The 25,566-nt window shown below is 58.2% G+C and carries 26 protein-coding genes; 20 read left to right on the top strand and 6 right to left on the bottom strand.

The window, feature by feature from the left end:
- Positions 1-79: 79 nt before the first annotated feature.
- On the bottom strand, positions 80-535 hold the full coding sequence (locus DJ564_RS25645; RefSeq protein WP_109634314.1) for a DUF721 domain-containing protein: 456 nt from the start codon (positions 533-535) through the stop codon (positions 80-82).
- Positions 536-842: 307 nt separating this feature from the next.
- Between DJ564_RS25645 and secA the strand changes: the two genes are divergently transcribed.
- The 4 genes from secA (at position 843) to DJ564_RS25625 (ending at position 6,628) form a co-directional block, all read left to right on the top strand.
- Positions 843-3,578, top strand: a complete 2,736-nt coding sequence (secA, locus tag DJ564_RS25640; protein ID WP_109634312.1) for a preprotein translocase subunit SecA — start codon at positions 843-845, stop codon at positions 3,576-3,578.
- 122 nt (positions 3,579-3,700) lie between these two features.
- A complete protein-coding gene (gene argJ / locus DJ564_RS25635) occupies positions 3,701-4,918 on the top strand; it encodes a bifunctional glutamate N-acetyltransferase/amino-acid acetyltransferase ArgJ (protein ID WP_109634311.1) in 1,218 nt (405 codons plus the stop codon).
- A 136-nt stretch (positions 4,919-5,054) separates the two neighbouring features.
- A complete protein-coding gene (locus DJ564_RS25630; RefSeq protein ID WP_109634309.1) occupies positions 5,055-5,687 on the top strand; it encodes a glutathione S-transferase family protein in 633 nt (210 codons plus the stop codon).
- Positions 5,684-6,628: a Nudix family hydrolase gene (locus tag DJ564_RS25625; protein WP_109634307.1), complete on the top strand. Its 945-nt coding sequence runs from the start codon at positions 5,684-5,686 to the stop codon at positions 6,626-6,628. Before DJ564_RS25630 ends, DJ564_RS25625 begins: the two co-directional genes overlap by 4 nt.
- Before the next feature lie 127 nt (positions 6,629-6,755).
- Here DJ564_RS25625 and DJ564_RS25620 read toward each other — a convergent pair whose 3' ends face one another.
- Genes DJ564_RS25620 through DJ564_RS25610 form a run of 3 tightly spaced genes read right to left on the bottom strand, consistent with a single transcriptional unit; the run spans position 6,756 to position 10,340 of the window.
- The gene (locus DJ564_RS25620) at positions 6,756-7,337 is read right to left on the bottom strand and encodes a cob(I)yrinic acid a,c-diamide adenosyltransferase (protein ID WP_109634306.1); all 582 of its coding nucleotides are present in this window, start codon (positions 7,335-7,337) and stop codon (positions 6,756-6,758) included.
- A 3-nt stretch (positions 7,338-7,340) separates the two neighbouring features.
- Entirely contained in the window at positions 7,341-9,377 is a 2,037-nt protein-coding gene (locus DJ564_RS25615) for a PAS domain-containing sensor histidine kinase (RefSeq protein ID WP_109636187.1), read from the bottom strand.
- Between the two features lie 45 nt (positions 9,378-9,422).
- Positions 9,423-10,340, bottom strand: a complete 918-nt coding sequence (locus DJ564_RS25610; protein WP_109634304.1) for a putative 2-dehydropantoate 2-reductase — start codon at positions 10,338-10,340, stop codon at positions 9,423-9,425.
- A gap of 140 nt (positions 10,341-10,480) precedes the next feature.
- Here DJ564_RS25610 and DJ564_RS25605 point away from each other — a divergent pair, with 140 nt between their 5' ends.
- Positions 10,481-10,966: a YajQ family cyclic di-GMP-binding protein gene (locus tag DJ564_RS25605; RefSeq protein ID WP_007906601.1), complete on the top strand. Its 486-nt coding sequence runs from the start codon at positions 10,481-10,483 to the stop codon at positions 10,964-10,966.
- Positions 10,967-11,162: 196 nt separating this feature from the next.
- A complete protein-coding gene (locus DJ564_RS25595) occupies positions 11,163-12,005 on the top strand; it encodes a mechanosensitive ion channel family protein (RefSeq protein WP_109634302.1) in 843 nt (280 codons plus the stop codon).
- A 235-nt stretch (positions 12,006-12,240) separates the two neighbouring features.
- On the opposite strand, the gene DJ564_RS25590 is transcribed toward DJ564_RS25595, so the two are convergent.
- Positions 12,241-13,512, bottom strand: coding sequence for an OprD family porin (locus DJ564_RS25590; protein WP_109634301.1), 1,272 nt, complete (start codon positions 13,510-13,512; stop codon positions 12,241-12,243).
- Between the two features lie 874 nt (positions 13,513-14,386).
- Between DJ564_RS25590 and DJ564_RS25585 the strand changes: the two genes are divergently transcribed.
- Both DJ564_RS25585 and DJ564_RS25580 read left to right on the top strand, forming a co-directional pair.
- Positions 14,387-14,812 carry an HIT domain-containing protein gene (locus DJ564_RS25585; RefSeq protein ID WP_109636186.1) on the top strand — a complete coding sequence of 142 codons (426 nt, stop codon included), beginning with the start codon at positions 14,387-14,389 and terminating at the stop codon, positions 14,810-14,812.
- A gap of 3 nt (positions 14,813-14,815) precedes the next feature.
- Positions 14,816-15,022 carry a SlyX family protein gene (locus DJ564_RS25580; RefSeq protein WP_010457497.1) on the top strand — a complete coding sequence of 69 codons (207 nt, stop codon included), beginning with the start codon at positions 14,816-14,818 and terminating at the stop codon, positions 15,020-15,022.
- A gap of 62 nt (positions 15,023-15,084) precedes the next feature.
- On the opposite strand, the gene DJ564_RS32670 is transcribed toward DJ564_RS25580, so the two are convergent.
- Positions 15,085-15,687, bottom strand: a complete 603-nt coding sequence (locus DJ564_RS32670) for a cold-shock protein (RefSeq protein WP_109634299.1) — start codon at positions 15,685-15,687, stop codon at positions 15,085-15,087.
- 307 nt (positions 15,688-15,994) lie between these two features.
- Here DJ564_RS32670 and DJ564_RS25570 point away from each other — a divergent pair, with 307 nt between their 5' ends.
- The 12 genes from DJ564_RS25570 to tolA all read left to right on the top strand — a co-directional run bounded on the left by DJ564_RS25570 (position 15,995) and on the right by tolA (position 25,542).
- A complete protein-coding gene (locus DJ564_RS25570; protein ID WP_094470990.1) occupies positions 15,995-16,465 on the top strand; it encodes a Dps family protein in 471 nt (156 codons plus the stop codon).
- Positions 16,466-16,727: 262 nt separating this feature from the next.
- The gene (locus DJ564_RS25565; RefSeq protein ID WP_109634298.1) at positions 16,728-17,066 is read left to right on the top strand and encodes a ribbon-helix-helix domain-containing protein; all 339 of its coding nucleotides are present in this window, start codon (positions 16,728-16,730) and stop codon (positions 17,064-17,066) included.
- Between the two features lie 136 nt (positions 17,067-17,202).
- The gene (locus tag DJ564_RS25560; protein ID WP_010457489.1) at positions 17,203-17,424 is read left to right on the top strand and encodes an FmdB family zinc ribbon protein; all 222 of its coding nucleotides are present in this window, start codon (positions 17,203-17,205) and stop codon (positions 17,422-17,424) included.
- A gap of 94 nt (positions 17,425-17,518) precedes the next feature.
- Positions 17,519-19,294, top strand: coding sequence for an aspartate--tRNA ligase (aspS, locus tag DJ564_RS25555; protein WP_109634296.1), 1,776 nt, complete (start codon positions 17,519-17,521; stop codon positions 19,292-19,294).
- Positions 19,295-19,416: 122 nt separating this feature from the next.
- Positions 19,417-20,163, top strand: a complete 747-nt coding sequence (locus tag DJ564_RS25550) for a YebC/PmpR family DNA-binding transcriptional regulator (RefSeq protein WP_008072427.1) — start codon at positions 19,417-19,419, stop codon at positions 20,161-20,163.
- Between the two features lie 227 nt (positions 20,164-20,390).
- Complete coding sequence (gene ruvC, locus DJ564_RS25545) at positions 20,391-20,915, top strand: crossover junction endodeoxyribonuclease RuvC (protein WP_008147379.1); 525 nt, start codon at positions 20,391-20,393, stop codon at positions 20,913-20,915.
- 115 nt (positions 20,916-21,030) lie between these two features.
- Positions 21,031-21,645: a Holliday junction branch migration protein RuvA gene (gene ruvA / locus DJ564_RS25540; protein ID WP_064679388.1), complete on the top strand. Its 615-nt coding sequence runs from the start codon at positions 21,031-21,033 to the stop codon at positions 21,643-21,645.
- A complete protein-coding gene (ruvB, locus tag DJ564_RS25535; protein ID WP_008147374.1) occupies positions 21,646-22,707 on the top strand; it encodes a Holliday junction branch migration DNA helicase RuvB in 1,062 nt (353 codons plus the stop codon). It begins immediately after the preceding gene.
- 127 nt (positions 22,708-22,834) lie between these two features.
- On the top strand, positions 22,835-23,302 hold the full coding sequence (gene ybgC, locus DJ564_RS25530) for a tol-pal system-associated acyl-CoA thioesterase (protein ID WP_010457477.1): 468 nt from the start codon (positions 22,835-22,837) through the stop codon (positions 23,300-23,302).
- Complete coding sequence (gene tolQ / locus DJ564_RS25525; protein ID WP_109634294.1) at positions 23,292-23,987, top strand: protein TolQ; 696 nt, start codon at positions 23,292-23,294, stop codon at positions 23,985-23,987. The genes ybgC and tolQ overlap by 11 nt, the downstream gene beginning before the upstream one ends.
- A gap of 23 nt (positions 23,988-24,010) precedes the next feature.
- The gene (gene tolR / locus DJ564_RS25520) at positions 24,011-24,463 is read left to right on the top strand and encodes a protein TolR (RefSeq protein WP_162556275.1); all 453 of its coding nucleotides are present in this window, start codon (positions 24,011-24,013) and stop codon (positions 24,461-24,463) included.
- Positions 24,463-25,542 carry a cell envelope integrity protein TolA gene (gene tolA / locus DJ564_RS25515; protein ID WP_109634293.1) on the top strand — a complete coding sequence of 360 codons (1,080 nt, stop codon included), beginning with the start codon at positions 24,463-24,465 and terminating at the stop codon, positions 25,540-25,542. The genes tolR and tolA overlap by 1 nt, the downstream gene beginning before the upstream one ends.
- The last annotated feature ends 24 nt before the right edge of the window (positions 25,543-25,566 follow it).

Raw genomic sequence — 25,566 nt, 5'->3', positions numbered from 1 at the left:
CGAAGGCGGTGTTTCAGTCGACATCAACTGTGACTGACACACCGCTTTCGCGAGCAAGCCCGCTCCCACAGGTTTTTTGTCATTCCTTGGGTTTGGCGTGCGCCGCAAGCCGCTCCAGCGCTGCTCGCAGATTCGGATCGCTGATGCCATCGGCCGTGGCCTGAATGGTCGCGCCGGCATCCGTCGACAAACTGATGGTATGGCCCGCTGCCCCTTGCTGAACAGTAGGCGGCTGCACTTTGAACAGAATCCGCGTCAGGCTGGCGAATTCGTCGAACATCTGTAACTGGCGTTGCAGACGCTTTTGCTGATAACGCAGGCGGGTGGCCCAATGACCGTCGGTGACGATCAGCAATAAACTGCCTTCGCGCCACGAGGCCACATGGCAATGCTCGCGCGCGGCAGGCTGTAACTGGCTTTCCAGCAGGCGTTGTAAATGACCCAGGCGTTGAGCATGGCCAAAAATGGCTTTCAGCGGTTTGGCTTCGCGAAGCAGAACGGCGGGTGCTCTGGCCGTGAGAGGGCGAAATGCCATGATCAGACACCTGAAGTAACAGAGCCGCCATGGTAGCAGAAAGCACCACCGGCACCCGACCCATTGCTTTGCGAGCGCTTTACCCATTAAATCAACAAGTAACTTCTGCCGCGAATGGCTTGAAGTTCAGTAAAAAGCCCTTATTTTAAGTGAGCCCCGTTATAGCGCAGTGCATGCATCGTGGAACAACGCCACTTTCCTCACCATCGTTTCCGGGTAGAATGCTCGTTCGCATGCGGCCATGAGGGCTGCACGGGCGACTCACGGGGCCGCCCTCCATCCCTTTAGTGTGGAAGATCCTGCCGATATGTTTGCGCCTTTGTTAAAGAAACTTTTTGGAAGCAAGAACGAGCGTGAAGTCAAACGCATGCTCAAGACGGTGCAACTCGTCAATGCCTTCGAAGAGCAAATGGTGGCCCTTTCGGACGATCAATTGCGTGCCAAGACAGACGAGTTCAAGGCCCGCATCGCCAAAGGGGAAACCCTCGACAAGCTGCTGCCCGAAGCCTTTGCGGTCGCCCGCGAAGCCGGCAAGCGCGTCATGGGTATGCGTCACTTCGATGTCCAGCTGATCGGCGGCATGACCTTGCATGAAGGCCAGATCGCGGAAATGCGTACCGGTGAAGGCAAGACCCTGGTGGCAACACTGGGCGTTTACCTCAACGCGCTGTCCGGCAAGGGCGTGCACGTTGTAACGGTGAACGACTACCTGGCCCGTCGTGACGCCAACTGGATGCGTCCGCTCTACGAATTCCTCGGCATGTCGGTCGGTGTTGTCACGCCGTTCCAGCCGCCGGAAGAGAAACGTCTGGCTTACGCTGCCGACATTACCTACGGCACCAACAACGAATTCGGTTTCGACTACCTGCGCGACAACATGGCGTTCAGCATGGAAGAAAAATTCCAGCGCGAACTCAATTTTGCCGTGATCGACGAAGTCGACTCCATCCTCATCGACGAAGCCCGTACCCCGCTGATCATTTCCGGTCAGGCCGAGGACAGCTCCAAGCTGTACATCGAGATCAACAAACTGATCCCGCAGCTGGAATTGCACGTCGAAGAAGTGGAAGGCGAAGTCACCAAGGCTGGCCATTACACCGTTGACGAGAAGACCCGTCAGGTCGAACTCAACGAAGCCGGTCACCAGTTCATCGAAGACATGCTCACCCGCGTTGGCCTGCTGGCTGAAGGCGAGAGCCTGTATTCGGCGCACAACCTGGGCCTGCTGACCCACGTTTATGCCGGTCTGCGCGCTCACAAACTGTTCAATCGCAACATCGAATACATCGTGCAGGATGGCCAGGTCGTCCTGGTCGACGAACACACCGGTCGTACCATGCCGGGTCGTCGCCTGTCCGAAGGCCTGCACCAGGCCATCGAAGCCAAGGAAAACCTGAACATCCAGGCCGAAAGCCAGACCTTGGCCTCGACCACGTTCCAGAACTACTTCCGTCTGTACAACAAGCTGTCCGGCATGACCGGCACCGCGGACACCGAAGCGTTCGAATTCCACCAGATCTACGGTCTGTCGGTGATGGTGATCCCGCCGAACAAGCCGTTGGCGCGTAAAGACTACAACGACCTGGTGTTCCTGACCGCCGAAGAGAAATATGCGGCGATCATCAATGACATCAAGGAATGCATGACCCTGGGCCGTCCGGTGCTGGTGGGTACTGCAACCATCGAAACGTCCGAGCACATGTCTGCGCTGCTGCAGAAGGAAGGCATCGAACACAAGGTCCTGAACGCCAAGTTCCACGAAAAAGAAGCCGAGATCATTGCCCAGGCCGGTCGTCCGGGTGCGCTGACCATCGCCACCAACATGGCCGGTCGCGGTACCGACATTCTGTTGGGCGGCAACTGGGAAGTGGAGGTCGCGACCCTGGAAAACCCGACCCCTGAGCAGATTGCCCAGATCAAGGCCGACTGGCAGAAACGTCACCAGCAAGTGCTGGAGTCGGGCGGCTTGCAGGTGATCGCTTCCGAGCGTCACGAATCGCGCCGTATCGACAACCAACTGCGTGGTCGTGCCGGTCGTCAGGGTGACGCCGGTTCCAGCCGTTTCTACCTGTCGCTGGAAGACAGCCTGATGCGCATCTTCGCCTCTGACCGGGTCAAGAACTTCATGAAGGCCCTGGGCATGCAGTCCGGTGAAGCGATCGAGCACCGTATGGTGACCAACGCCATCGAGAAGGCCCAGCGCAAGGTTGAAGGCCGCAACTTCGACATTCGCAAGCAACTGCTCGAGTTCGACGACGTCAACAACGAACAGCGTAAAGTGATCTATCACATGCGTAACACGTTGCTGGCCGCCGACAATATCGGTGAAACCATCGCCGACTTCCGTCAGGACGTGCTCAACGCGACCATCAGTGCGCACATTCCACCGCAATCGCTGCCTGAGCAGTGGGACGTGGCCGGTCTGGAAGCGGCGTTGCAGAGCGACTTCGGTGTGGCGTTGCCGATCCAGAAATGGCTCGACGAAGACGATCACCTGTACGAAGAAACCCTGCGCGAGAAGCTGATGCAGGAGCTCATCGCTGCCTACAACGAGAAAGAAGACCAGGCCGGCGCCGATGCGCTGCGCACCTTCGAGAAGCAAATCGTTCTGCGTGTTCTGGACGACCTGTGGAAAGATCACCTGTCGACCATGGATCACCTGCGTCACGGCATCCACTTGCGTGGTTATGCGCAGAAGAACCCGAAGCAAGAGTACAAGCGCGAGTCGTTCACGCTGTTCTCCGAGCTGCTGGATTCGATCAAGCGCGACTCGATCCGTGTGCTGTCGCACGTTCAGGTTCGCCGCGAAGATCCGATCGAAGAAGAGCAACGCCTGCGTCAGGAAGCCGAGGCACTGGCCGCGCGCATGCAGTTCCAGCACGACGAGGCGCCAGGTCTTGAGCAACCGGAACTGCTCGGTGAAGAGGTCGATGTAGCTCTCGCCACCGCACCGGTACGCAACGAACAGAAGCTGGGCCGTAACGAACTGTGCTACTGCGGTTCGGGCAAGAAATTCAAGCATTGCCACGGGCAGATCCAGTAAACCCCGTTTCAATCGCTGAAATACCCGCGCCGCGACCGGCATCAGCCGTCGCGGCGTTTTGCCATTTACACCACCGTTCTTCCTGAAAGCGGTGCTGACATCATTTATTAAGGAGCGCATTCATGGCTGTTGGTCTTGGTCCTTTGCCAACGTTGCACCCGGTTGCCGGTTTTGAACTCGGTATTGCCTCGGCCGGCATCAAGCGCCCGGGGCGCAAGGATGTCGTGGTCATGCGCTGCGCCGAAGGCTCCACGGTCGCGGGCGTGTTCACCCTGAACGCGTTTTGCGCAGCACCTGTGATTCTGGCCAAGCAACGCGTGCAAGGCCCGGTGCGTTACCTGCTGACCAACACCGGCAATGCCAACGCCGGCACCGGCGCACCTGGCCTGGCCGCTGCCGAGCGCACCTGCGCCAAACTGGCTGAACTGACCGGCGTCGACGCCAGCCTGGTGCTGCCGTATTCCACCGGTGTGATCGGCGAGCCGCTGCCGGTCGAGAAAATCGAAGGTGCTTTACAGGCTGCCCTTGATGATCTGTCGGTGAACAACTGGGAAGCGGCCGCCACCGGCATCATGACCACCGACACCTTGCCAAAAGGTGCCAGCCGCCAGTTCCAGCATGACGGCGTGACCATCACCGTCACCGGCATCAGCAAAGGTGCGGGCATGATCCGTCCGAACATGGCGACCATGCTCGGCTACATCGCCACCGACGCCAAAGTCGCCCGCGACGTGCTGCAAAACCTGCTGCTGGACGGTGCGAACAAGTCGTTCAACCGCATCACCATCGACGGCGATACGTCGACCAACGACTGCTGCATGCTGATCGCCACCGGTCAGGCTGCGCTGCCGGAAATCACCGAAGCGAGCGGCGAATTGTTCGCCAAGCTGAAACAGGCTGTGTTCGAAGTCTGCATGGACGTGGCCCAGGCCATCGTGCGTGACGGCGAAGGTGCGACCAAGTTCGTCACCGTCGAAGTCAACGGCGGCGGCAATCATCAGGAATGCCTGGACGTCGGTTACACCGTGGCGCACTCGCCGCTGATCAAGACCGCACTGTTTGCGTCCGACCCGAACTGGGGCCGCATCCTCGCTGCCGTCGGCCGTGCTGGCGTGCCAAACCTGGACGTGAGCAAGATCGATGTGTTTCTCGGCGAAGTCTGCATCGCCAGCCGTGGCGCCCGCGCCGCGACCTACACCGAAGCCCAGGGCGCAGCGGTGATGCAGCAGGAAGAGATCACCATCCGTATCGAATTGGGCCGCGGCGATTGCAGCGAAACCATCTGGACCACCGACCTGTCCCACGAATACGTGAAGATCAACGCCGAATACCGCACATAAGACCGAGTCGCCCGCATCGCGGGCAAGCCCGCTCCCACATGACCTGCGCTAACCCTGTGGGAGCGGGCTTGCCCGCGATGACGGACTGTCAGTCACCACAAGACTGGCCCGCTTCCCTCATCAAAAGGTCCCGAACATGAGCCTCCACCTGATCATCGGCGACAAACTGCTTTCCTCCTGGTCCCTGCGCGGCGCCCTGGCTCTTGAGCTCACCGGCGCCCCGTACACCGAAGAACTGATCAAGCTGAATCAACCGGACACCCGCGAACGGCTGCTCAAGCACTCGCCGACCGGCAAAGTCCCGTTGCTGAAAACCGAACACGGCACCATCGCCGACTCTTTGGCGATTGCCGAATACCTGGCCGAGCAATTTCCCGACGCCGGTCTCTGGCCCAAAGACCCCGCCGCCCGTGCCCAGGCACGTTCGGCCTGCGCGCAGATGCACGCCGGGTTTTTTGCCATGCGCGGGAATATGCCGTTCGACCTGAGCCGCGATGCACCACTGTCGCCGACACCTCCAGAGGTGCAGGCGGATATCGAACGCATGCTGGCGTTGTGGGCTGAATGCCGTGCGGCCGCCACTGAAACCGGTCCGTTCCTGTTTGGCGGCGCGACCCTCGCCGATGCCTTCTTCGCACCGATTGCCGTGCGCTTGCGCACGTATCAGGTGAAGTTGCCGGCAGCGGACGAAGCCTATGTTGAAACCGTCTACCACTGGCCGTCGTTCAAGGCCTGGCAGAAGGCAGGCCTGGAGGAGATTGGGCAGTGAAACGAGTACACGTAGCCGCCGCCGTTATCCGTGACAGCAGCGGCAAGATCCTTATCGCACGCCGTGCCGACACTCAACATCAGGGCGGTTTGTGGGAATTCCCAGGCGGCAAGGTCGAGGATGACGAATCCGTCGAAACCGCTCTGGCTCGCGAGCTCCAGGAGGAATTGGGCATTGTGGTGAGCGCCGCGCGACCGTTGATCAAAGTCCGCCACGATTACCCGGACAAACAGGTGTTGCTGGACGTTTGGGAAGTCTCGGACTTTACCGGCGAACCCCACGGCGCCGAAGACCAGCCTTTGGAATGGGTGGCTCAGCGTGATCTGCTGAACTACGAGTTCCCGGCGGCCAACCAGCCGATCGTTGCGGCTGCACGTTTGCCTGCGCAGTATTTGATAACGCCTGAAGACCTGGAAACCCCGGCCTTGCTGCGCGGTATCCAGAAAGCCATTGCTGGCGGTATCAAGTTGATCCAGCTGCGCGCGCCCAACGGCTACGATCCGAAGTACCGCGATCTGGCGGTGGATGCGGCGGGGCTGTGTGCCGGCAAGGCGCAATTGATGATCAAGGGCCCGTTCGAGTGGCTTGGCGACTTCCCGTCCGCCGGCTGGCACATCACGGCCGCGCAATTGCGCAAATACGCGGCAGCGGGTCGACCGCTACCGGCGTCGCGCTGGCTGGCGGCGTCTTGTCACAATGCTGAAGAGCTGGCGCTGGCTGAACAGATGGGGGTGGATTTCGTGACCTTGTCGCCGGTGCAAAAGACCCAGACTCACCCGGATGCGCTGCCGCTGGGTTGGGAGCAGGCTACGGCGTTGATCGAAGGTTTCAGCAAGCCAGTGTTTTTGCTCGGTGGCGTAGGCCCGGCAGAGCAGCAAAAGGCTTGGGACGTTGGAGCTCAAGGTGTGGCGGGGATTCGGGCGTTCTGGCCAGAGGCTTGAATTTTCAGTGATGCTGCCGGCCTCTTCGCGGGCAAGCCCGCTCCCACAGTTGACCGAGTTCTTCCAGATGGAATGAGATCAAATGTGGGAGCGGGCTTGCTCGCGAAGACAGCCAGAGAGGCGCCGATTATTCCTGAGGTTTAGCGGCTGCCTGCCATAAAATCTCGGCAACCCCCTGGCGCTTGGCAATCACCCTCGCCACCACAAACAACACATCCGACAACCGATTGATATACGCCAAGCCAACGCCGGCCAACGGTTCAATCCCATTCAACTGCTGGCACCGTCGCTCCGCGCTACGCGCCAGGCTTCTGCACACATGGGCCTGGGCAATTAGCGCTGAACCCCCCGGCAGAATGAAATTCTCCAGCGGCCCCAACTCCTCATTCCACAGATCGATCGCCGCTTCCAGCCGTTCGATTTCCGCTGCATTCAGCGCCTGATACACCGGCATCGCCAACTCGCCACCCAGGTCGAACAACCGATGCTGGCAAGGCGCCAAAACCTCAATCACCTCGTTCAAACCCGGATACGCCGCACTTTCTGCCGCCAGCCCGGCCAACAGCACGCCTACCTGGCTGTTCAGCGTATCGACTTCGCCAATGGCCTCGATCCGCGGGTGGTCTTTGGGCACGCGGCGGCCATCGCCGAGTCCGGTTTCGCCTTTGTCGCCGGTGCGGGTGTAGATCTTCGACAAGCGAAAGCCCATGGGTTACCTCGATAGCTGATTGAGTTCTTGGGAGATGACGGGGCTGCCCGCCAGTGGCAGACGCAAGGTAAAGCAGGTGCCTTGGCCGGGTGTGGATTGCACTTCCATCTGACCCTTGTGGTTATTGGTGATGATGAAATAAGAAACCGACAAGCCAAGACCGGTGCCCTGACCGATTTCCTTGGTAGTGAAGAAGGGTTCGAAGGTGCGTTTGCGCACGTTCTCGCTCATGCCGATGCCGTTGTCCTCGACCTGGATTTCGGCCCACGGCGGATTCAGCCGGGTGCGCAGAATGATCCGTCCAGGTTCGCTGTCGTCTTCACGTTGGTGAATCGCCTGGGCGGCGTTTTTCAACAGGTTGAGCAGCACTTGCTCCAGTTCGTTGGCCGTGCCGGGCACAGGGCCCAGCGCCGGGTCGAACTGACGGATGATCGCCTGGCCCTTGAAGTCGAAACCGATGGCCAGGTCGAAGTCATTACCGGCAATTTCCACTGCTTGATCGATCAGCGCCGGCAGGTCGCACGGGGCCATTTGCCGGGTGCTGCGCCGGCTGAAGCTGAGCATGTGCGTGACGATCTTCGCTGCCCGGGCGCCGGCCTGTTGAATGCCATCGAGCAACTGCGGGACTTCGCGCAATTGCAGGTATTTGTTGACCGTGTCCAGGGAAATACCGGCTAGCTCGGCCTGTTCGAGGTTCTTCGGCAAGTCAGGCGACAGGCGTCGCCGAATGTTCTGCACGTTGTGCAGGATCGCGCCCAGTGGGTTGTTGATCTCGTGGGCCATACCGGCGGCGAGGCCACCGACCGAGAGCATTTTTTCTGACTGCACCATCATCTCTTCCAGAGACAGACGCTGGGTGATGTCGTCGATCCGGATCACCACACCGCGCCCGGCCCCGCCCATTAGCGGGTAGAAGGTCAGGGCGTAGTGCTTGGGTTCATCGTCTTTGAACCAGGTCACGCGCTCGATCTTCGCCACGGTGTGCTGCTCGACGGTTTGCTTGAGCTGCGGCAGAAATGGCTTCAAGGGTTCGAAGGCGAGGAAGATCGGCTGGTTCAAGGCTTCGTCCAGACGGGTGCCGGACAGGGCGCTGGCCTCCTGATTCCACTGGGTCACATAGAGCTGCTCGTCGAGGGCAATCAGGGCCGACGGCATGGAGTCGATGATGCTGTTGAGGTAGTTCTGGAAACCGGTGAGCTTCTTCTCGATCTTGCTGCGCACCTGGACTTCGAGTTCCAGTTTGCGATTGGTGTGGCGGGTTTCTTCGGCCAGGCCCTGCGCCTGATCGTAAGCCGCCTGTGAGTCATCCCGGGCACGCTTGAGCTGCTGCTCCCGGGCTTCGATCCGCGAGAGCATGGTGTTGAAGGCCTCGGCGAGGCTGCCGATTTCGTCGTGGTTGCCACGGGAGGCGCGCAGGGCGTAGTTCTCTTCGCGGGTCACTTGCCGGGACAGTTCTTCGAGCTGATGGATCGGCCGGGTAATCAGGCGTTTGATCTGCCGGGCGATCACCAGCCACAACAGCACACTGAAGATCAGAATGCCCAGGCTGGCGGTCAGGGTCCCGGTGTAGAACGCCATCGGCAACTCGCTGCTGGCCACCAGCAACAGATGGCCCGGCGCGGTGCCGGGGCGGGGCAGGGTGATCACTTGATTGCTGCGAAACTCGGTGGCCTGCCAGGATTCAATGTGCCGATAACGTTCCGGCAGGTGCAACTTGTCGCCATGCTGCAACTGCGCCAGTCGCTCACCCTTGCCGTCATACAAGGCCGCCGCCCGCAGCGGTGAATAACTGTTGAGTTCGTTGAGCAGGCGTTCGGCGCTTTGCGGTGACTTCAAGGCGTCGGCCACCAGGCTCGGGTTGGACACCAGTCGGCCGATGGTCTGCAAGGCCTGGGGCGCCATGCTTTCCTGGGAGATGTAATACGCGGCGCTGATAAAGGTCAGGTTGGCGACCAGCAGGATGGTGATCAACAGCACGAGCAGGGCGGCCAGCAGTTTCTGGCCGACCGGGAGGTTTTCGAGACGCTGGCGCAATGGCATCAGGTTCATCGCTGAAAAGGAACAAGTGGCCAGCGTAGCCGGTGCTCAGTCGCTGGGCAATCCAAGGCTTTGAAGATGGGTAATCAGTCGCTGCTGTAATTGATTGAGGTGGGGCAGGTTCAGTTGGTGTCGCGAGGCCACTTTGCAGACATAGCCCAGCAGGTAGCTGATTTCGGTCCGGCGCTGGCTCGCGACGTCCTGGTGCATCGACGAGTAGTTGGCCGCCGTGGCATGGATCACCCGTTCGACTTCCTGTTGCAGGTCTTGGGCCGCTGCCGGCTGACCGCAGCGTTCCAGCAAGTCGGTCAGTTCGCCACAGAGGGTGGCGACTTCGCAACGGTGTTCCTGCAAGCCGCCGTTGCGGCAATCGTGCAGCACCGTCAGTGGATTGATCGCACAGTTGAGCGCCAGTTTGCGCCACAGCCGGGTCAGGATGTCGGTGCTCCACTCGTGAGGAATGCCGGCAGCCGTCAGGTCATCCAGCCAGATCGGCGCGACTGGATGACCGGCATCTCCCAGCCAGGTGTAGCCGTGACCGGCGAACACTACGCGCCAGTCGCCATCGCGAAACGCGCCTTCGGTGCTCGAGGCGTATACGCAACGGGCCTGCGGAACCTGGGCGGCGACGGCGTCCTGACTGCCGAGGCCGTTCTGCAACAGGATCAGCTCGGCATCAGGCGTCAGGCGCGATGCCAGTTGTGCGACGGCCTTTTCGGCATCGTAGGCTTTGCAGGCCACCAGCAGACGGTTGATTGGCTCGAGGCTGTCCGGTGTCTCTCCCGGTATTTCGTAAGTCTTGGCCTCACCGTGCTCCACCAGCGTCAACCCGCCGGCCGCCTGATACGCCTGCAAGCGTTGCTCATCGCGCAGGATCAACCGGACCGGCACCCCGGCCCGCGCCAGACGGGTAGCCCATAACGTACCGAGGCTGCCGGCGCCCAATACATGCCAGGTGGTGGACATCAGCTTTTTACTCGGATTGGCGCAGGCATGTGGAGGCTCGCAGTATCGGTTGGAAAAGACCCGTTATAATGAGCCCGATTTTAACCGCAAGCCAAGCGCGCGCCATCGCTATTGAGCGCGCCTTTTATTGGAGAGATTACATGCCGTCGTTCGACGTGGTATCCGAACTGGACAAACACGAAGTCACCAACGCGGTCGAGAACGCCGTCAAGGAACTCGATCGCCGTTATGACCTGAAAGGCAAGGGCACCTTTGAATTCAAGGAAAAGGACCTGACCGTCAACTTGACCGCCGAAGCTGACTTCCAGCTCGAAGCGATGATCGAGATCCTCAAGCTGGCCCTGGTCAAGCGCAAGATCGACGTGCAGTGCCTTGAAGTCAAGGATGCCTACGCGTCGGGCAAGCTGATGAAACAGGAAGCCGTCCTCAAGGAAGGCATCGACAAAGAGCTGGCGAAGAAAATCGTCGCTCACGTCAAGGACGCCAAGCTCAAGGTCCAGGCTGCCATTCAGGGCGAGCAAGTGCGCATCACCGGCAAGAAACGTGATGATTTGCAGGAAGCCATCGCGGCCCTGCGCGCCAAGACTTTCGACATGCCGCTGCAGTTCAACAACTTCCGCGACTGATGCGGGAACCTGTGGGAGCGGGCTTGCTCGCGAAGAGGGCGTATCAGTCGACATCACTGTTGAATGACACACCGCTTTCGCGAGCAAGTCGGATCGCCGCACCGCCGCTCCCACACTGGATTGTGCTTAACCCCGGCGGGGCTTTTCTGCCGCTTATTTTTCGCGTGCCGGATGGCCGGGAATCAGGAGAAAGTAGATGGATTTGAATACCGAAGTGGACAACCTGGTCAAGGCCTCCCAAGCCTGGATCCCGATGATCATGGAGTACGGCAGCCGTGTGTTGCTGGCGGTCATAACGCTGGCCGTCGGCTGGTGGTTGATCAGCAAAGTGGCGCAAAAGCTCGGTGGTCTGCTGGCGTTGCGTAATGCCGACCTCGCGCTGCAAGGGTTCATCAGCAGTCTGGCGAACATTATTCTTAAGGTTTTGCTGGTAGTCAGCGTAGCTTCGATGATCGGCGTGGAAACCACTTCGTTCGTGGCGGCCATCGGTGCGGCGGGTCTGGCCATCGGTCTGGCCTTGCAGGGCAGTCTGGCTAACTTCGCGGGCGGCGTGCTGATTCTGTTGTTCCGTCCGTTTCGCATCGGTGACTGGATCGAAGCCCAAGGCGTTGCCGGTACGGTCGACAGCATCCAGATCTTCCACACCGTACTGCGTACCGGCGATAACAAAACCATCATCGTCCCTAACGGCAACCTGTCGAACGGCATCATCACCAACACTAACCGTCAGCCGACCCGCAAAGTAGTGTTCGATGTGGGCGTTGATTACGAAGCGGACCTGCAGAAGGCCCGTGAAGTGTTACTGGATCTGGCCAAGGATGAACGTATTCTGACTGAGCCGGCTCCGCAGGCCGTCATTTCTACGCTGGGTGACAGTTCGATCACTGTTTCGCTGCGTGTTTGGGTGAAGACGGCGGATTACTGGGATGTGATGTTCATGTTTAACGAACAGTCCCGGGATCGTTTGAAAACGGCCGGTATCGATATTCCGTTTCCACAGCGGGTTATTCGTGTTGTTCAGGAAGCGGCAGTGCAGTAACAACGTTTTTTACTTGGCTGTTCGGTCAAGTTAAACGCACAAGCCCAGGCATCGATAGATGCCTGGGCTTTTTTCGGCTGCCTCTTGAGGAATGTTAGCTGCCTACTGTTATTCATGTGGACGTTATTAGCCTGCTTACGAATTGAAAACCGGGCAGGCATAAAAAAACCGCCCACCTGATCAGGTGAGCGGTTTTTTATTGCAGATTTGAGGCTATCGAACTACCGCTGAGAAATTACAAGATGCTCAGTGGGTATTCGACGATGAAGCGGAAGTCGTTGTTGTCGTTGCCGTTGATGGCGTTGTAAGAAGAGTTTGTACGGTAGATCGCGCTACGTACGCGGAAAGACAGGTCTTTGGCTGGACCGCTTTGCATAACGTACTTGGTTTCGAAGTCGAACTCGTGTTCTTTACCTTCTTCGGCGCCAGTGGTGATGTTGTCACCCCGGACGTAACGAGTCATGAAGCTCAGGCCAGGAACGCCATAGGTTTTCATGTTCAGGTCGTAGCGAGCCTGCCACGAACGCTCGTCTTGACCGTTAAAGTCAGAGTACTGGATGGAGTTGGCGAGGAAGATGGTACCGCCGCCGTCAACGCCATAAACGTAGCCGGTATCACCAGTGGAACGTTGGTGCGCCACGGTGAACTTGTGGGCGCCGATGCTATAGGCAGCGGAGAGGGACCAGATGCGGTTGTCAACATCACCGCTCAGCTCTTGACCCTGGCTCTTGGAGCGATAGCCGTTGAAGTCGAAGTTCATGGACTGATCTTCGTTGATCGGCAGGGTGTAGTTGGCGTTGATGTATTGCTTCTTGAAGTAGTCATCTACATCGGAAGCAGCTACGCCGGCTACAAAATTGTCGGTGAACTGGTAGGTCGCACCGGCAATGTTGGCACTGGTCAGGCCTGGGTTGTGCGGTCCGTTGATGCTGTCACGGCCCATGCCAGTCTGCGAACTCAGGGCGCTGAAACGACCTGCGGTCAGCTCCAGCCCTTTGATTTCTTTACTGGTGATGATGGTGCCGGTAGCAACTTCTGGCAGCAGACGGCTGTCGTCTGTGGAGAAAACTGGGCTGGCAACGTATTGGTTACCATATTTCAGGACCGTGTCGGACAGACGGAATTTAACTGCACCGCCAGCCTTGGATTGGGTGTCTTCCGGGCGGCCTTCGCTATCACGACCGAACATGCCATTACCGGTGCGGCCACGACCACTGTCCAGTTTGACCATGCTGTTGACCAAGGCATCCACACCGAAGCCTACGGTGCCCTGAGTGAAGCCCGACTCGTACGTGGTACGTATGCCGAGGCCAGTCTCTTCGCGATAACTTTGCGAAGTGCTAGGGTTGTTTTTGAAATCACGGTTCATGTACAGCATACGGCTATGAACATTCAGACTCTGATCTTCAAAAAAGCCCTTGGATTCCTCTTGAGAAGACGCCATAGCGAACTGCGAGATACTAGCCGAAACAGCCAGTGCGATCATGCTCCACTTCATCACGCGCATCGTGATTTGCTCCTTTGGTTTTAGAAGAGTACTGCCGTCCCACCTGTTTTTTTATCTGGGCGGCTCTTTCTTTATTGTGTCGGCGCAAACTTATATCACGCCGATCATGTTGGCGATACTTGCGTATCTAACCTTGCAGCTTCTTTACGACCCTGTCGCAAACAGCTGGGTAGATGTCGCAAATTTAGAGCCTCGACGCAATAGGACTGGCAACTTTAATGTTGTTTTCCAAGGCGTGTACGTCGGTAAAAAGAGTCCCTGGTGAAACGTTTGAATCTCCATCGGGCAACCCTGCCGCTGTTTTTATTTGCCTTGAGGCTTCCACTTCCAGCGGAGGCTTCCAAGGCGATGTGGGTGTGAATGCAACAAGCGTGCACAAACTGCAATTGTGCAGCTGTTTTTTTCTGAAAGCCTGCCTGTCGCTGTAAAAACCTCATAAAACCGGGGGCTTCAAGCGCGTTTTTTGTGCGCTTGACGTCGTGCGTTGCATGGTGTTGTCACCCGACGGTGGGCGGCGTGACAACAAAAAATGTTACCGGTTCACCCCTCCAGTGAGTACTTGGCGGATGCTGACGAACTCAGCGTAGACGCACTGTGCGGTTTTGGTGCAAAAAATCTTAATCGCTGTGCTGAAATCACACAGTGCGGTAACGGACTCATCTGGAACTATTCATTGGTTATCAGTCATTTCGGCGTTTTCGGTGTGATCTTCGGTTCTGTAATGGTGCGTGGTGAGCAAAAAAGGCCCATATCGGGGCGTTCGTGCGGCGTGAAGCCAGTGGCGTTCACAGGTATGCTGCCGTCCTGTCGCTTGGTTCGCTGCCGCTTGGGAGGCGCGCTAAGCTGAAAAATGATGAATGCGGGAGTGCGCGCGGTGTTCGCTTTAGATTCACGACTTCAACAAGACACGCTACCGATTGGCGATTTCCCGCTTTGCCGGTTGCTGTTATCCAATGATTCGAACTACCCCTGGTTCATCCTGGTGCCACGCCGTGAAGATATCAGTGAGATATTTCAGTTGAGTGTCGCAGATCAACAGCAGCTCTGGCAGGAAGCAACCACGCTGGCGGAACTGCTCAAGGATTCGTTCGACGCCGACAAGTTGAATGTCGCGGCGCTGGGTAATGTTGTCAGTCAGTTGCACATGCATGTGATTGTGCGCAAGCGTGAGGACGCCGCCTGGCCAGCCCCGGTCTGGGGCAAACATCCGGCCGTGCCGTACAGCGCAGCGCAGATCGCGGCAGTTCGCGAGCGTCTGCGTCTGCTGTTAACCGAAGACTTCACGTTTCTGGAGGGTTGAATCATGAGCCTGGAAGATCGCGTTACTGATCTGGAGAGCCAGCTGGCCTTTCAGGATGACACCATCCAGTCATTGAGCGATGTGCTGGCGACGCAGCAGCGCGCCGTTGAGCGCCTGCAATTGCAGATGGCCGCCTTGCTCAAGCGCCAGGAAGAAATGGCCGGGCAGTTCGAAACCTTCGAAGAAGAAGCGCCGCCGCCGCATTATTGAAACCGCAGGCAATAAAAAACCGCGAACAGCCAGGCTGTTCGCGGTTTTTTTTCAGCCTTGAATCAGCGACGCGGCAGGGCGGCAATCACGTCTTCGGCTTGCAGCCCTTTGTCACGATTCATGACGGAGAACTCCACGCGCTGGCCTTCGACCAGAACACGGTGACCTTCGCCACGAATGGCCCGGAAATGCACGAAAATATCATCGCCGGAATCACGGGAAATAAAGCCGAAGCCTTTGGAGGTGTTGAACCACTTGACGGTGCCGGTATCGCGGTTGCTCATGTCATAGCTTGGCGAGGCGGCGGCCGGTGAAGATTTGTAGAAGCTGATAGCCAGGTGCAGGAGAACGGCGATCAGCGCAGCCACCAGGCTGAACAGGACGGCAGGTTGACCGGCGATGACAGGCATCGGCGCGAGCAACGTCAGGGTTTGCAGGACGACGGCCAGGACCAGCAGGGCGCTGACCAGGTTTTGCAGTTGGTGACGCGGGCCTTTGTTCCAGTAAGGGATAACGGGAGCAAGGGTGAGGTTGAGCAGGCCGAAAAAGGCCAGGTACAGCGAATCGGGTTGTTGCAGGTAAGGTAGTGCTTCGGATCGCAGGCTAGGGATGAAGGACAACAGCAAAGCTGCTGCGCCCATTAGCAGGTGGACGATTTTCAACATTTTGATTAACTCACGTTAAGACGGATCACAAGGAAGAGCTGATGGAGCACGGTTCGCTTCAGAACAATAAGAGGCGTTGGGCACGTACCCGATATCAGCCTATGCGCAGCCCCCGGAAAATAGGCGGTCGCGACACGCTGTCTATTTAACAGCAAAGCCTGCAGCTACTCAAATCAGGCAGTCCAGCGGTGCTCCGAGGGGTGATTTGTCGCAGGGTATTGTGCAATCCCGGGCTGCGCGGGGGTGGCAGGCTTGCTAGAGTGGTCCTGCACGTGTTGGATGAACTCATCACCTTTAGGGGATAAACATGGCAATCGATATCGGTATCAGTGAAGAGGACCGCAAGTCCATCGTTGACGGGCTTTCGCGTCTGCTGTCGGACACTTATGTGCTGTATTTGAAAACCCATAACTTCCATTGGAATGTCACCGGCCCCATGTTTCGGACCCTGCACCTGATGTTCGAGGAGCAATACAACGAGTTGGCCCTGGCCGTCGATTCGATTGCCGAGCGCATTCGCGCCCTCGGATTTCCTGCGCCAGGCGCCTATTCGATTTATGCGCGGCTGTCTTCTATTAAGGAAGAAGCCGGCGTGCCGAGCGCCGAAGACATGATCAAGCAGCTTGTCGATGGCCAGGAAGCGGTCACCCGTACGGCGCGCGGGATCTTTCCACTGCTGGAAAAAGTCAGCGACGAACCAACGGCTGACCTGCTGACCCAGCGCATGCAAGTCCACGAAAAAACTGCGTGGATGCTGCGTTCTCTGCTGGATCAGTAATATCGTCAATACGCGAATGATGCCCGTCGGGCGTTGTTCGCGGTCTTTGCCTTCTTAAAATCGCTTTTGCTCTCGTTAAAATTCGTCTGGTTGCGTAGGAATATGGCCGGCCTAGGACGCTGTCCATGATCGCCCTACAGCTGTTGGCTTATCCTACGTCGATGGTCATAAAGTCATCTGGATATACCTTTGCGCCTGCGCTTTTATAAGGCCACGAGAGTGCTCTTACAGAAGGCAAGGATGACAAAGGAGTGTCAACGATATGGATTATGGAGACAGGCGAAGCGAGGGGAGGGTCGGTCCGGTCAAGGATATAAAGATCGATCCGTTTGTCAGCGAATTTGATATGGGGCTGGCCCGGCCCCTGTCCCGGTCGGTGAGGTTGAACGGCTTCGCCACCTGCTTGCGTCTTGAGCAGGTGTACTGGGATATTCTGGGCGATATGGCCAAGGTCAATTGTTGTACGGTCAGTGCGCTGCTGTCCCATGTGGACCGCGAAGTGCACTTGCGTCATGGCGGGGTCAAGAACTTTACCGGGCTGGTGCGGGTTGTCTGCGTCGTGCATAGCTTGAAAGAAGGAGGCTGTGTCGCAATGCCTTAGCCACAGCGGTGGATCGGGCAGAGTGTCGGCCCGTGCAGTCTTACGGCTGCACAGGCCGCATTTAATGGATATAATCCCGCTCTTTGCCGCAAAACCCAGCGTATGCGGTAGCAATCTGATCGCCGAGACAACCCCCATGCCGATGTACGACTATCAATGTGCTTCCTGTGGTCATCAGTTGGAAGCCATTCAAAAGATCAGCGCAGCACCGCTGGTCGACTGCCCTGCCTGCCAGGCGCCAGAGCTTAAAAAGATGCTGTCCATGCCGGGCTTCCGCCTGAGCGGCACCGGCTGGTACGAAACCGATTTCAAGACCGGTTCCAAGAAGAATCTGGCCGGCGGCGACAAAGCTGACTAAGGTCTGGAACCTGAGTTGAACGACACGCGCGAGCCCTAGCAACATCTGCAGGGGCTCCAACCGAATTTCGATTACGAGAAGTGAAACCACTACCATGATGCGCAGCCATTATTGCGGCCAACTGAACGAAGCCCTGGAAGGCCAGGAAATTACCCTTTGCGGATGGGTTCACCGTCGCCGTGACCACGGTGGGGTGATTTTCCTCGATATCCGTGATCGTGACGGTCTGGCCCAGGTGGTGTTCGACCCGGACCGCGCCGAGAGCTTCGCCGCCGCCGATCGCGTGCGCAGCGAGTATGTCGTGAAGATCACCGGCAAGGTTCGCCTGCGTCCGGCTGGTGCCACCAACGCCAACATGGCGTCGGGCATGATCGAAGTGCTGGGCTACGAGCTTGAAGTGCTGAACGAGTCGGAAACCCCGCCGTTCCCGCTGAACGAGTACTCCGACGTCGGTGAAGAAACCCGCCTGCGTTATCGCTTCCTTGATCTGCGCCGCCCGGAAATGGCCGAGAAGCTGCGTCTGCGTTCGCGCATGACCACCAGCATCCGCCGCTACCTGGACGAGAACGGCTTCCTCGACGTCGAGACGCCGATCCTGACCCGTGCTACTCCGGAAGGCGCACGTGACTACCTGGTGCCGAGCCGTACTCACGCCGGTTCGTTCTTTGCCTTGCCGCAATCGCCGCAGTTGTTCAAGCAATTGCTGATGGTGGCCGGCTTCGACCGTTACTACCAGATCGCCAAGTGCTTCCGCGACGAGGACCTGCGTGCCGACCGTCAACCAGAATTCACCCAGATCGACATCGAAACCAGCTTCCTCGATGAAAAAGACATCATGGGCCTCACCGAAGGCATGATCCGCAACCTGTTCAAGGAAGTGCTGGACCTGGAATTCGGCGAATTCCCGCACATGACCTTCGAAGAAGCCATGCGTCGTTACGGTTCCGACAAGCCTGACCTGCGTAACCCGCTGGAACTGGTGGACGTAGCCGACCAGCTCAAAGAAGTCGACTTCAAGGTCTTCAGCGGTCCTGCCAACGATCCGAAATGCCGTGTTGCCGCCTTGCGTGTACCTGGCGCTGCGAGCATGCCGCGCAAGCAGATCGACGACTACACCAAGTTCGTCGGCATCTACGGTGCCAAGGGCCTGGCGTACATCAAGGTCAACGAGCGCGCGAAGGGCGTGGAAGGCCTGCAGTCGCCAATCGTCAAGAACATCCCTGAGGCCAACCTCAACGTGATCCTCGATCGCGTTGGCGCGGTTGACGGCGACATCGTGTTCTTCGGTGCCGACAAAGCCAAGATCGTCAGCGAAGCCCTGGGCGCGCTGCGGATCAAGGTCGGTAACGACCTGGACCTGCTGACCTGCAAGTGGGCGCCAATGTGGGTTGTCGACTTCCCGATGTTCGAAGAGAACGACGACGGCAGCTTCAGCGCCTTGCATCACCCGTTCACCGCACCAAAGTGCACCCCGGAAGAACTGGAAGCCAGCCCGGCGACCGCTTTGTCCCGTGCCTACGACATGGTTTTGAACGGCACCGAGCTGGGTGGCGGTTCGATCCGTATCCACCGCAAGGAAATGCAGCAGTCGGTGTTCCGTCTGCTGGGTATCAACGAAGCGGAACAGGAAGAGAAATTCGGCTTCCTGCTCGACGCCCTGAAATACGGCGCGCCGCCGCACGGTGGCCTGGCCTTCGGTCTGGACCGTCTGGTTATGCTGATGACCGGCGCCCAGTCGATCCGTGAAGTGATTGCCTTCCCGAAAACCCAGAGCGCGGCTGACGTCATGACTCAGGCACCGGGTGTGGTAGATGCCAAGGCATTGCGCGAACTGCACATTCGTCTGCGCGAAACGCCAAAAGCTGAGTAAGGCTGTCCTGAAGGGCGCATCTTCGGATGCGCCTTTTCTTTATAGGGACAGGTCGAGATTTTGTTTGCTGGCTGGCGCATCTGCGCAGCGGGCAATGTTTCAAAGAGAATTCGGAGCGAGATATGGCGGGTCATTCCAAGTGGGCGAACATCAAGCACCGCAAAGAACGTCAGGATGCCAAGAAGGGCAAGATTTTCACCAAGTGGATTCGTGAGCTGACCGTTGCGGCCCGTCAGGGCGGCGGTGATCCAGGTTCCAACCCGCGCCTGCGTCTGGCGCTGGACAAGGCCCTTGGTGCAAATATGAGCCGCGACATCATTGATCGCGCGGTCGCCCGCGGTGCCGGTGCTGCCGACACCGACGACATGGTCGAGCTGACCTACGAAGGTTATGGCCCGGGCGGTGTGGCCGTGATGGTCGAGTGCATGACCGACAACCGTAACCGCACCGCCGCCGCGGTTCGCCATGCGTTCAGCAAGTGTGGCGGCAACCTGGGCACCGACGGTTCGGTGGCTTATCTGTTCGAGCGCAAGGGGCAGATTTCCTTCGCGCCGGGTGTCGATGAAGACGCGCTGATGGAAGCGGCCATGGAAGCCGACGCCGATGACGTGGTCACTCATGAAGACGGCTCGATTGATGTGTTCACCTCGTTCGCCGGCTTCTACTCCGTGCGAAACGCGCTGGAAGCGGCGGGTTTCAAAGGCGATGACGCGGAAATCGTGATGCTGCCGACCACCAGTGCCGAATTGGACCTGGAAGGCGCCGAGAAGGTGCTCAAGCTGATAGACATGCTCGAAGACCTGGATGACGTGCAAAACGTCTATTCCAACGCGGATATTCCTGAGTCGGTAGCCGCACAGCTGGGTTAAGGGCGAGTAAGATCCAATGTGGGAACGGGCAGTGGCGAGGGGATTTATCCCCGTTCGGCTGCGAAGCAGTCGCAGACCCAGTGATTACGGTTTTTCTGAAATCTCCGTATTCGCAGGTTCAGGGCCGCTTCGCGACCCAACGGGGATAAATCCCCTCGCCACAGTTCGCTCCCACTTTTGTTATTCGCTGTAATGAATATCGTGCTCTTACCAAACCCGCAGGCGTTATGACTTTAATTCTTGGTATCGACCCCGGTTCGCGCATCACCGGTTATGGCGTGGTACGTGATACCGGGCGTGGCTGCGTTTACGTAGCATCGGGCTGCATTCGCACGGGGTCCGGCGAGTTGCATGAGCGTCTGCAAATCGTCTATCGCGGTGTGCGTGAAGTCATCCAGACCTACGGCCCGGTGACCATGGGCATCGAAAAAGTCTTTATGGCGCGTAATGCCGACTCTGCTCTCAAGCTCGGTCAGGCCCGGGGCGCTGCGATTGTGGCGGGTGCCGAAGAGAGCCTGGAAATCGCCGAATACACCGCAACCCAAGTCAAGCAAGCGGTGACCGGCACCGGTGCCGCCAATAAAGAGCAGGTGCAGATGATGGTCATGCACATGCTGAAACTGACCAGCAAGCCGCAAATCGATGCTTCGGATGCCCTGGCCATTGCCATTTGTCACGCGCATACCCGTTCCAGCCTGTTGCCCCATGGCCTGGGAACGGCACGCAGTCGTGGCGGGCGCCTGCGTCTCTGATAGCATCAGCAGTCATTTTTAGGGAATGAGGGTTTTGCGCCTGTGTTGTCGGCGCAAAACCCTTGTTCTGTCAGTCGCCAGTCATTGATCTGGCCAACGCTCAAGGATCTGAAACGTGATTGGACGCTTGCGCGGCACACTGGCTGAGAAACAGCCGCCGCACCTGATTCTGGATGTAAACGGTCTGGGGTATGAGCTGGAAGTGCCCATGACCACGCTGTATCGCTTGCCGTCGGTCGGTGAACCGCTGACCTTGCACACCCATTTGGTCGTACGTGAAGACGCGCAGTTACTCTATGGCTTCTTCGGCAAGCGTGAGCGAGACTTTTTTCGCGAGTTGATCCGTCTCAATGGTGTAGGGCCGAAATTGGCCTTGGCCTTGATGTCGAGCCTGGAAGTGGATGAGCTGGTACGTTGCGTGCAATCCCAGGACACTTCGGCGCTGACCAAGGTGCCGGGCGTGGGCAAGAAGACCGCCGAGCGTTTGCTGGTGGAGCTCAAGGACCGCTTCAAAGCGTGGGAAACGGTGCCGGCGATGTTCGCCCTGGTGCCGAACCAGCCGGGCGGACCCGATGCGGCTCCAGTGGCTACCGCGGAAAATGATGCGGTCAGCGCGCTGATTTCCCTGGGCTACAAGCCGCAGGAAGCCAGCAAGGCGATTTCCGCGATCAAGGAGAAAGGTTTGAGCAGTGAAGACATGATTCGTCGTGCCCTGAAGGGAATGATCTAAGTGATTGAAGCTGATCGTCTGATTGCCGCCACGCCAGGCCCTCGCGACCGCGAAGAAGTCCAGGACCGGGCGATTCGTCCTGTCAGCCTGGCCGAATACATTGGCCAGCCGACCGTTCGCGAGCAAATGGAGTTGTTCATCCAGGCCGCACGCGGGCGTAACGAGTCCCTGGACCACACGCTGATCTTTGGCCCGCCGGGTCTGGGTAAAACCACCCTGGCCAACATCATCGCCCAGGAAATGGGCGTGTCGATCAAAAGCACCTCGGGCCCGGTGCTTGAGCGTCCGGGTGATCTGGCGGCGCTGTTGACCAACCTTGAGCCTCACGACGTGCTGTTCATCGACGAAATCCATCGGCTGTCGCCGATCGTCGAAGAAGTGCTGTACCCGGCCATGGAGGATTTCCAGCTCGACATCATGATCGGTGAAGGGCCGGCTGCGCGCTCGATCAAATTGGATCTGCCGCCGTTCACCCTGGTGGGAGCGACGACCCGTGCCGGCATGCTGACCAATCCGTTGCGCGACCGCTTCGGCATCGTGCAGCGCCTGGAGTTCTACAACACCGCCGACCTGGCGACGATTGTCAGCCGTTCGGCGAACATCCTCGGCTTGCCGCTGGACCCGGAAGGCGCCTTTGAAATCGCCCGCCGTGCCCGTGGCACCCCACGGATCGCCAACCGCTTGCTGCGCCGGGTTCGGGATTTTGCCGAAGTTCGAGCCAAGGGCCACATCACCAAACCGATCGCCGACCTGGCCTTGAACCTGCTGGATGTCGACGAACGTGGCTTCGATCACCAGGATCGGCGCCTGCTGTTGACCATGATCGAGAAGTTCGACGGTGGGCCGGTCGGAGTGGACAGTCTGGCGGCGGCGATCAGCGAGGAGCGCCATACCATTGAAGACGTGCTGGAGCCGTACCTGATCCAGCAGGGCTACATCATGCGCACGCCGCGGGGGCGGGTGGTCACCCGGCACGCGTATCTGCACTTCGGTTTAAACATTCCGTCACGATTGGGCGAGATGCCCGTGGTAGACGAGTTCCTTGATGCCGTAGACGATTAATCACCTTTGCGGGCTGATTTATTCGGAGTTTGTGCGGTCTGAGGACCGTACTTTCACCAGAAAGCCGCGAATCAATGAAAAACAGTTGCCTGGCCGGATTGGCAACCTGAGGAGTAAGCACTAGAGTATGCGCGCGCAAAACGGGCTTGAGCCTTTCGCACTTCGTTGTCGCGTTTATTACGAGGACACCGATGCGGGCGGCATCGTGTATTACGTCAATTACCTCAAGTTTATGGAACGGGCTCGCACCGAGCGGCTCCGGGATCTGGGCTTTGCCCAGTCCCAGCTGGCAGGAGAGGACCTGTTGTTTGTCGTGCATTCCAGCGAAGCGCGTTATCACGCGCCGGCGCGACTGGACGACGAGCTTCTGGTAAGCGCTGAAGTAATCGAATTGAACCGTGTCAGCCTGCGCTTCAAGCAGCAGGTCAGGCGAGCCACGGATAATGCGCTGCTCTGCGAAGGGCAGTTTCTGGTGGCCTGTGTGCGCACTGAAAGTTTAAAACCCCGGGCCATTCCCGAAGCTCTACGTGCGGCCTTTGCCGACGTGAGCGGCGCGGGTACACACTCAAAGCAGGAGATAAAGCGTGGAAGCTAACGTCGTCGACCATTCCTCCATGTGGAGCCTGGTCAGCAATGCCAGTATCGTGGTGCAACTGGTAATGCTGATCCTGGTAGCCGCATCGGTGACCTCATGGATCATGATCTTTCAGCGCAGCAACCTGCTGCGTGCCGGTCGACGTGCCCTGGAGAGCTTTGAAGAGCGCTTCTGGTCTGGCATCGACCTGTCCAAACTCTACCGTCAGGCCGGCAGCAACCCTGATCCGGATTCGGGCGTCGAGCAGATCTTCCGTGCCGGTTTCAAGGAATTCTCCCGTCTGCGTCAGCAGCCAGGCGTCGATCCGGAAGCGGTCATGGAAGGCGTGGCCCGTGCCATGCGCGTCGCCATTTCCCGTGAAGAAGAAAAGCTCGAGCAGAGCCTGCCGTTCCTCGCCACCGTCGGTTCCGTCAGCCCGTACATCGGTCTGTTCGGTACCGTCTGGGGGATCATGAACTCCTTCCGTGGCCTAGCCACTGCCCAGCAAGCGACCCTGGCCACTGTGGCTCCGGGTATTGCCGAAGCACTGATCGCCACTGCGATCGGCCTGTTCGCCGCCATCCCGGCCGTTATCGCTTACAACCGTTTTGCTGCTCGCGGCGAAACCCTGCTGGGCCGTTACTACACCTTCGCCGATGAATTCCAGGCGATCCTGCACCGCAAAGTGCACACCAGCGAAGAATAAGCAGGTAATTTCCAATGGCTTTAATCGCTCGAGCTCGCAAAAAGCGCAAGCCGGTTGCCGAGATGAACGTGGTGCCTTACATCGACGTGATGCTGGTGCTGCTGGTCATCTTCATGGTGACCGCTCCGATGCTCAATCAGGGCGTGAAAGTTGATCTGCCCAAGGTTTCCAGCGAAGCCTTGCCGCAGGACAACAACACCCAGGTCCTGACCATTTCGATCAAGTCTGACAAGACCTACTACTGGAACCTTGGCAGCGAAGTCGACACTGAAAAGCAACAGGACAAGGCCATGACCTTGCCGCAGATGACTGACGCGGTGACCAAGATCATCCGAGCCGGCACTGAAGGCGGCAAGCGCACCCAGGTGTTCATCCGCGGCGACAAGACCGTCGATTACGGTTCCGTAATGGGCGCCATGGGCGGGTTGCAGAAAGCCGGGGTCGGTAATGTTGGCTTGATTACCGAGGCACCCTGATGCAGCAAATGCGAGAGCCGTCCGCCTCGGAAAGCTACTTCTGGCCTAGTGTCCTGGCGATTGTCTTGCACGTGCTGGTGTTCGGCATGCTGTTCGTCAGTTTCGCCTTCACACCGGAATTGCCGCCGGCCAAGCCGATTGTCCAGGCGACCTTGTACCAGCTGAAATCGAAGAGTCAGGCGACCACCCAGACCAATCAGAAGATTGCGGGTGAGGCGAAGAAATCTGCCGCGCGTCAGACCGAAGTCGAACAGATGGAACAGAAAAAGATCGAACAGGAAGCGATCAAGGCCGCGGAACAAAAGAAGGAAGATGCGGCTCAAAAAGCCGAAGAATCCAAGAAGGCCGACGAGACTAAAAAAGCGGAAGAGGCAAAAAAGGCTGATGAAGCCAAGAAAGCCGATGAAGCGAAGAAGACCGCCGAAGCCAAAAAGGCTGAAGAGAAACAATTGGCTGATATAGCCAAGAAGAAATCTGAAGAAGAAGCCAAGAAAGCAGCTGAAGAAGAGGCCAAGAAAGCGGCCGCTGAAGAAGCCAAGAAAAAGATTGTCGAAGACGCGAAGAAGAAAGCCGCGGAAGACGCCAAGAAGAAATCTGAAGCTGAAGAGGCGAAGAAGAAAGTCGCCGAAGACGCGAAGAAGAAAGCTGCTGCCGATGCTGCGAAGAAAAAATCGCAGGAAGCGGCGCGTAAATCGGTCGATGAGAAAAAGGCTCAGGCCCTGGCCGATTTGCTTTCCGACACGCCGGAGCGTCAGCAGGCCTTGGCGGATGAGCAGGGTGATGAAGTCGCGGGTAACTTCGACGATCTGATTCGCTCGCGTGCTTCTGAAGGTTGGGCGCAGCCACCGTCGGCCCGCAAGGGCATGAAGGTGATCCTGCAGATCAACATGCTGCCTGATGGAACAATCTCCGGCGTATCGGTTGCCAAGTCCAGCGGTGATGTACCGTTCGACAGCTCAGCGGTAGCGGCGGTAAAAAATATTGGTCGATTGACCGAAATGCAGGGTCTGAAGCCAGCTGATTTCGCACCCTATCGTTCATTCAAGATGACATTCACACCTGAGGATCTAGCCTTGTGAGAAACCTTCTTCGAGGACTGCTTG

Source organism: Pseudomonas sp. 31-12, from assembly GCF_003151075.1.
In the GTDB taxonomy this organism is placed as follows: domain Bacteria; phylum Pseudomonadota; class Gammaproteobacteria; order Pseudomonadales; family Pseudomonadaceae; genus Aquipseudomonas.
The sequence above is the reverse complement of the archived record's forward strand: the minus strand, read 5'-3'. Positions and strand labels throughout refer to the sequence as shown.

What these genes read in the sequence shown, in the direction of transcription:
- DJ564_RS32670 (WP_109634299.1), bottom strand. Translation starts at nt 15,687, where the DNA reads ATGTTGAAAATCGTCCACCTGCTAATGGGCGCAGCAGCTTTGCTGTTG.
- DJ564_RS25590 (WP_109634301.1), bottom strand. Translation starts at nt 13,512, where the DNA reads ATGCGCGTGATGAAGTGGAGCATGATCGCACTGGCTGTTTCGGCTAGT.
- secA (WP_109634312.1), top strand. Translation starts at nt 843, where the DNA reads ATGTTTGCGCCTTTGTTAAAGAAACTTTTTGGAAGCAAGAACGAGCGT.
- DJ564_RS25570 (WP_094470990.1), top strand. Translation starts at nt 15,995, where the DNA reads ATGGCAATCGATATCGGTATCAGTGAAGAGGACCGCAAGTCCATCGTT.
- DJ564_RS25630 (WP_109634309.1), top strand. Translation starts at nt 5,055, where the DNA reads ATGAGCCTCCACCTGATCATCGGCGACAAACTGCTTTCCTCCTGGTCC.
- aspS (WP_109634296.1), top strand. Translation starts at nt 17,519, where the DNA reads ATGATGCGCAGCCATTATTGCGGCCAACTGAACGAAGCCCTGGAAGGC.
- DJ564_RS25610 (WP_109634304.1), bottom strand. Translation starts at nt 10,340, where the DNA reads ATGTCCACCACCTGGCATGTATTGGGCGCCGGCAGCCTCGGTACGTTA.
- argJ (WP_109634311.1), top strand. Translation starts at nt 3,701, where the DNA reads ATGGCTGTTGGTCTTGGTCCTTTGCCAACGTTGCACCCGGTTGCCGGT.
- DJ564_RS25560 (WP_010457489.1), top strand. Translation starts at nt 17,203, where the DNA reads ATGCCGATGTACGACTATCAATGTGCTTCCTGTGGTCATCAGTTGGAA.
- DJ564_RS25550 (WP_008072427.1), top strand. Translation starts at nt 19,417, where the DNA reads ATGGCGGGTCATTCCAAGTGGGCGAACATCAAGCACCGCAAAGAACGT.
- DJ564_RS25605 (WP_007906601.1), top strand. Translation starts at nt 10,481, where the DNA reads ATGCCGTCGTTCGACGTGGTATCCGAACTGGACAAACACGAAGTCACC.
- DJ564_RS25595 (WP_109634302.1), top strand. Translation starts at nt 11,163, where the DNA reads ATGGATTTGAATACCGAAGTGGACAACCTGGTCAAGGCCTCCCAAGCC.
- DJ564_RS25580 (WP_010457497.1), top strand. Translation starts at nt 14,816, where the DNA reads ATGAGCCTGGAAGATCGCGTTACTGATCTGGAGAGCCAGCTGGCCTTT.
- tolA (WP_109634293.1), top strand. Translation starts at nt 24,463, where the DNA reads ATGCAGCAAATGCGAGAGCCGTCCGCCTCGGAAAGCTACTTCTGGCCT.
- DJ564_RS25645 (WP_109634314.1), bottom strand. Translation starts at nt 535, where the DNA reads ATGGCATTTCGCCCTCTCACGGCCAGAGCACCCGCCGTTCTGCTTCGC.
- DJ564_RS25565 (WP_109634298.1), top strand. Translation starts at nt 16,728, where the DNA reads ATGGATTATGGAGACAGGCGAAGCGAGGGGAGGGTCGGTCCGGTCAAG.
- ruvC (WP_008147379.1), top strand. Translation starts at nt 20,391, where the DNA reads ATGACTTTAATTCTTGGTATCGACCCCGGTTCGCGCATCACCGGTTAT.
- DJ564_RS25615 (WP_109636187.1), bottom strand. Translation starts at nt 9,377, where the DNA reads ATGCCATTGCGCCAGCGTCTCGAAAACCTCCCGGTCGGCCAGAAACTG.
- ybgC (WP_010457477.1), top strand. Translation starts at nt 22,835, where the DNA reads ATGCGCGCGCAAAACGGGCTTGAGCCTTTCGCACTTCGTTGTCGCGTT.
- DJ564_RS25620 (WP_109634306.1), bottom strand. Translation starts at nt 7,337, where the DNA reads ATGGGCTTTCGCTTGTCGAAGATCTACACCCGCACCGGCGACAAAGGC.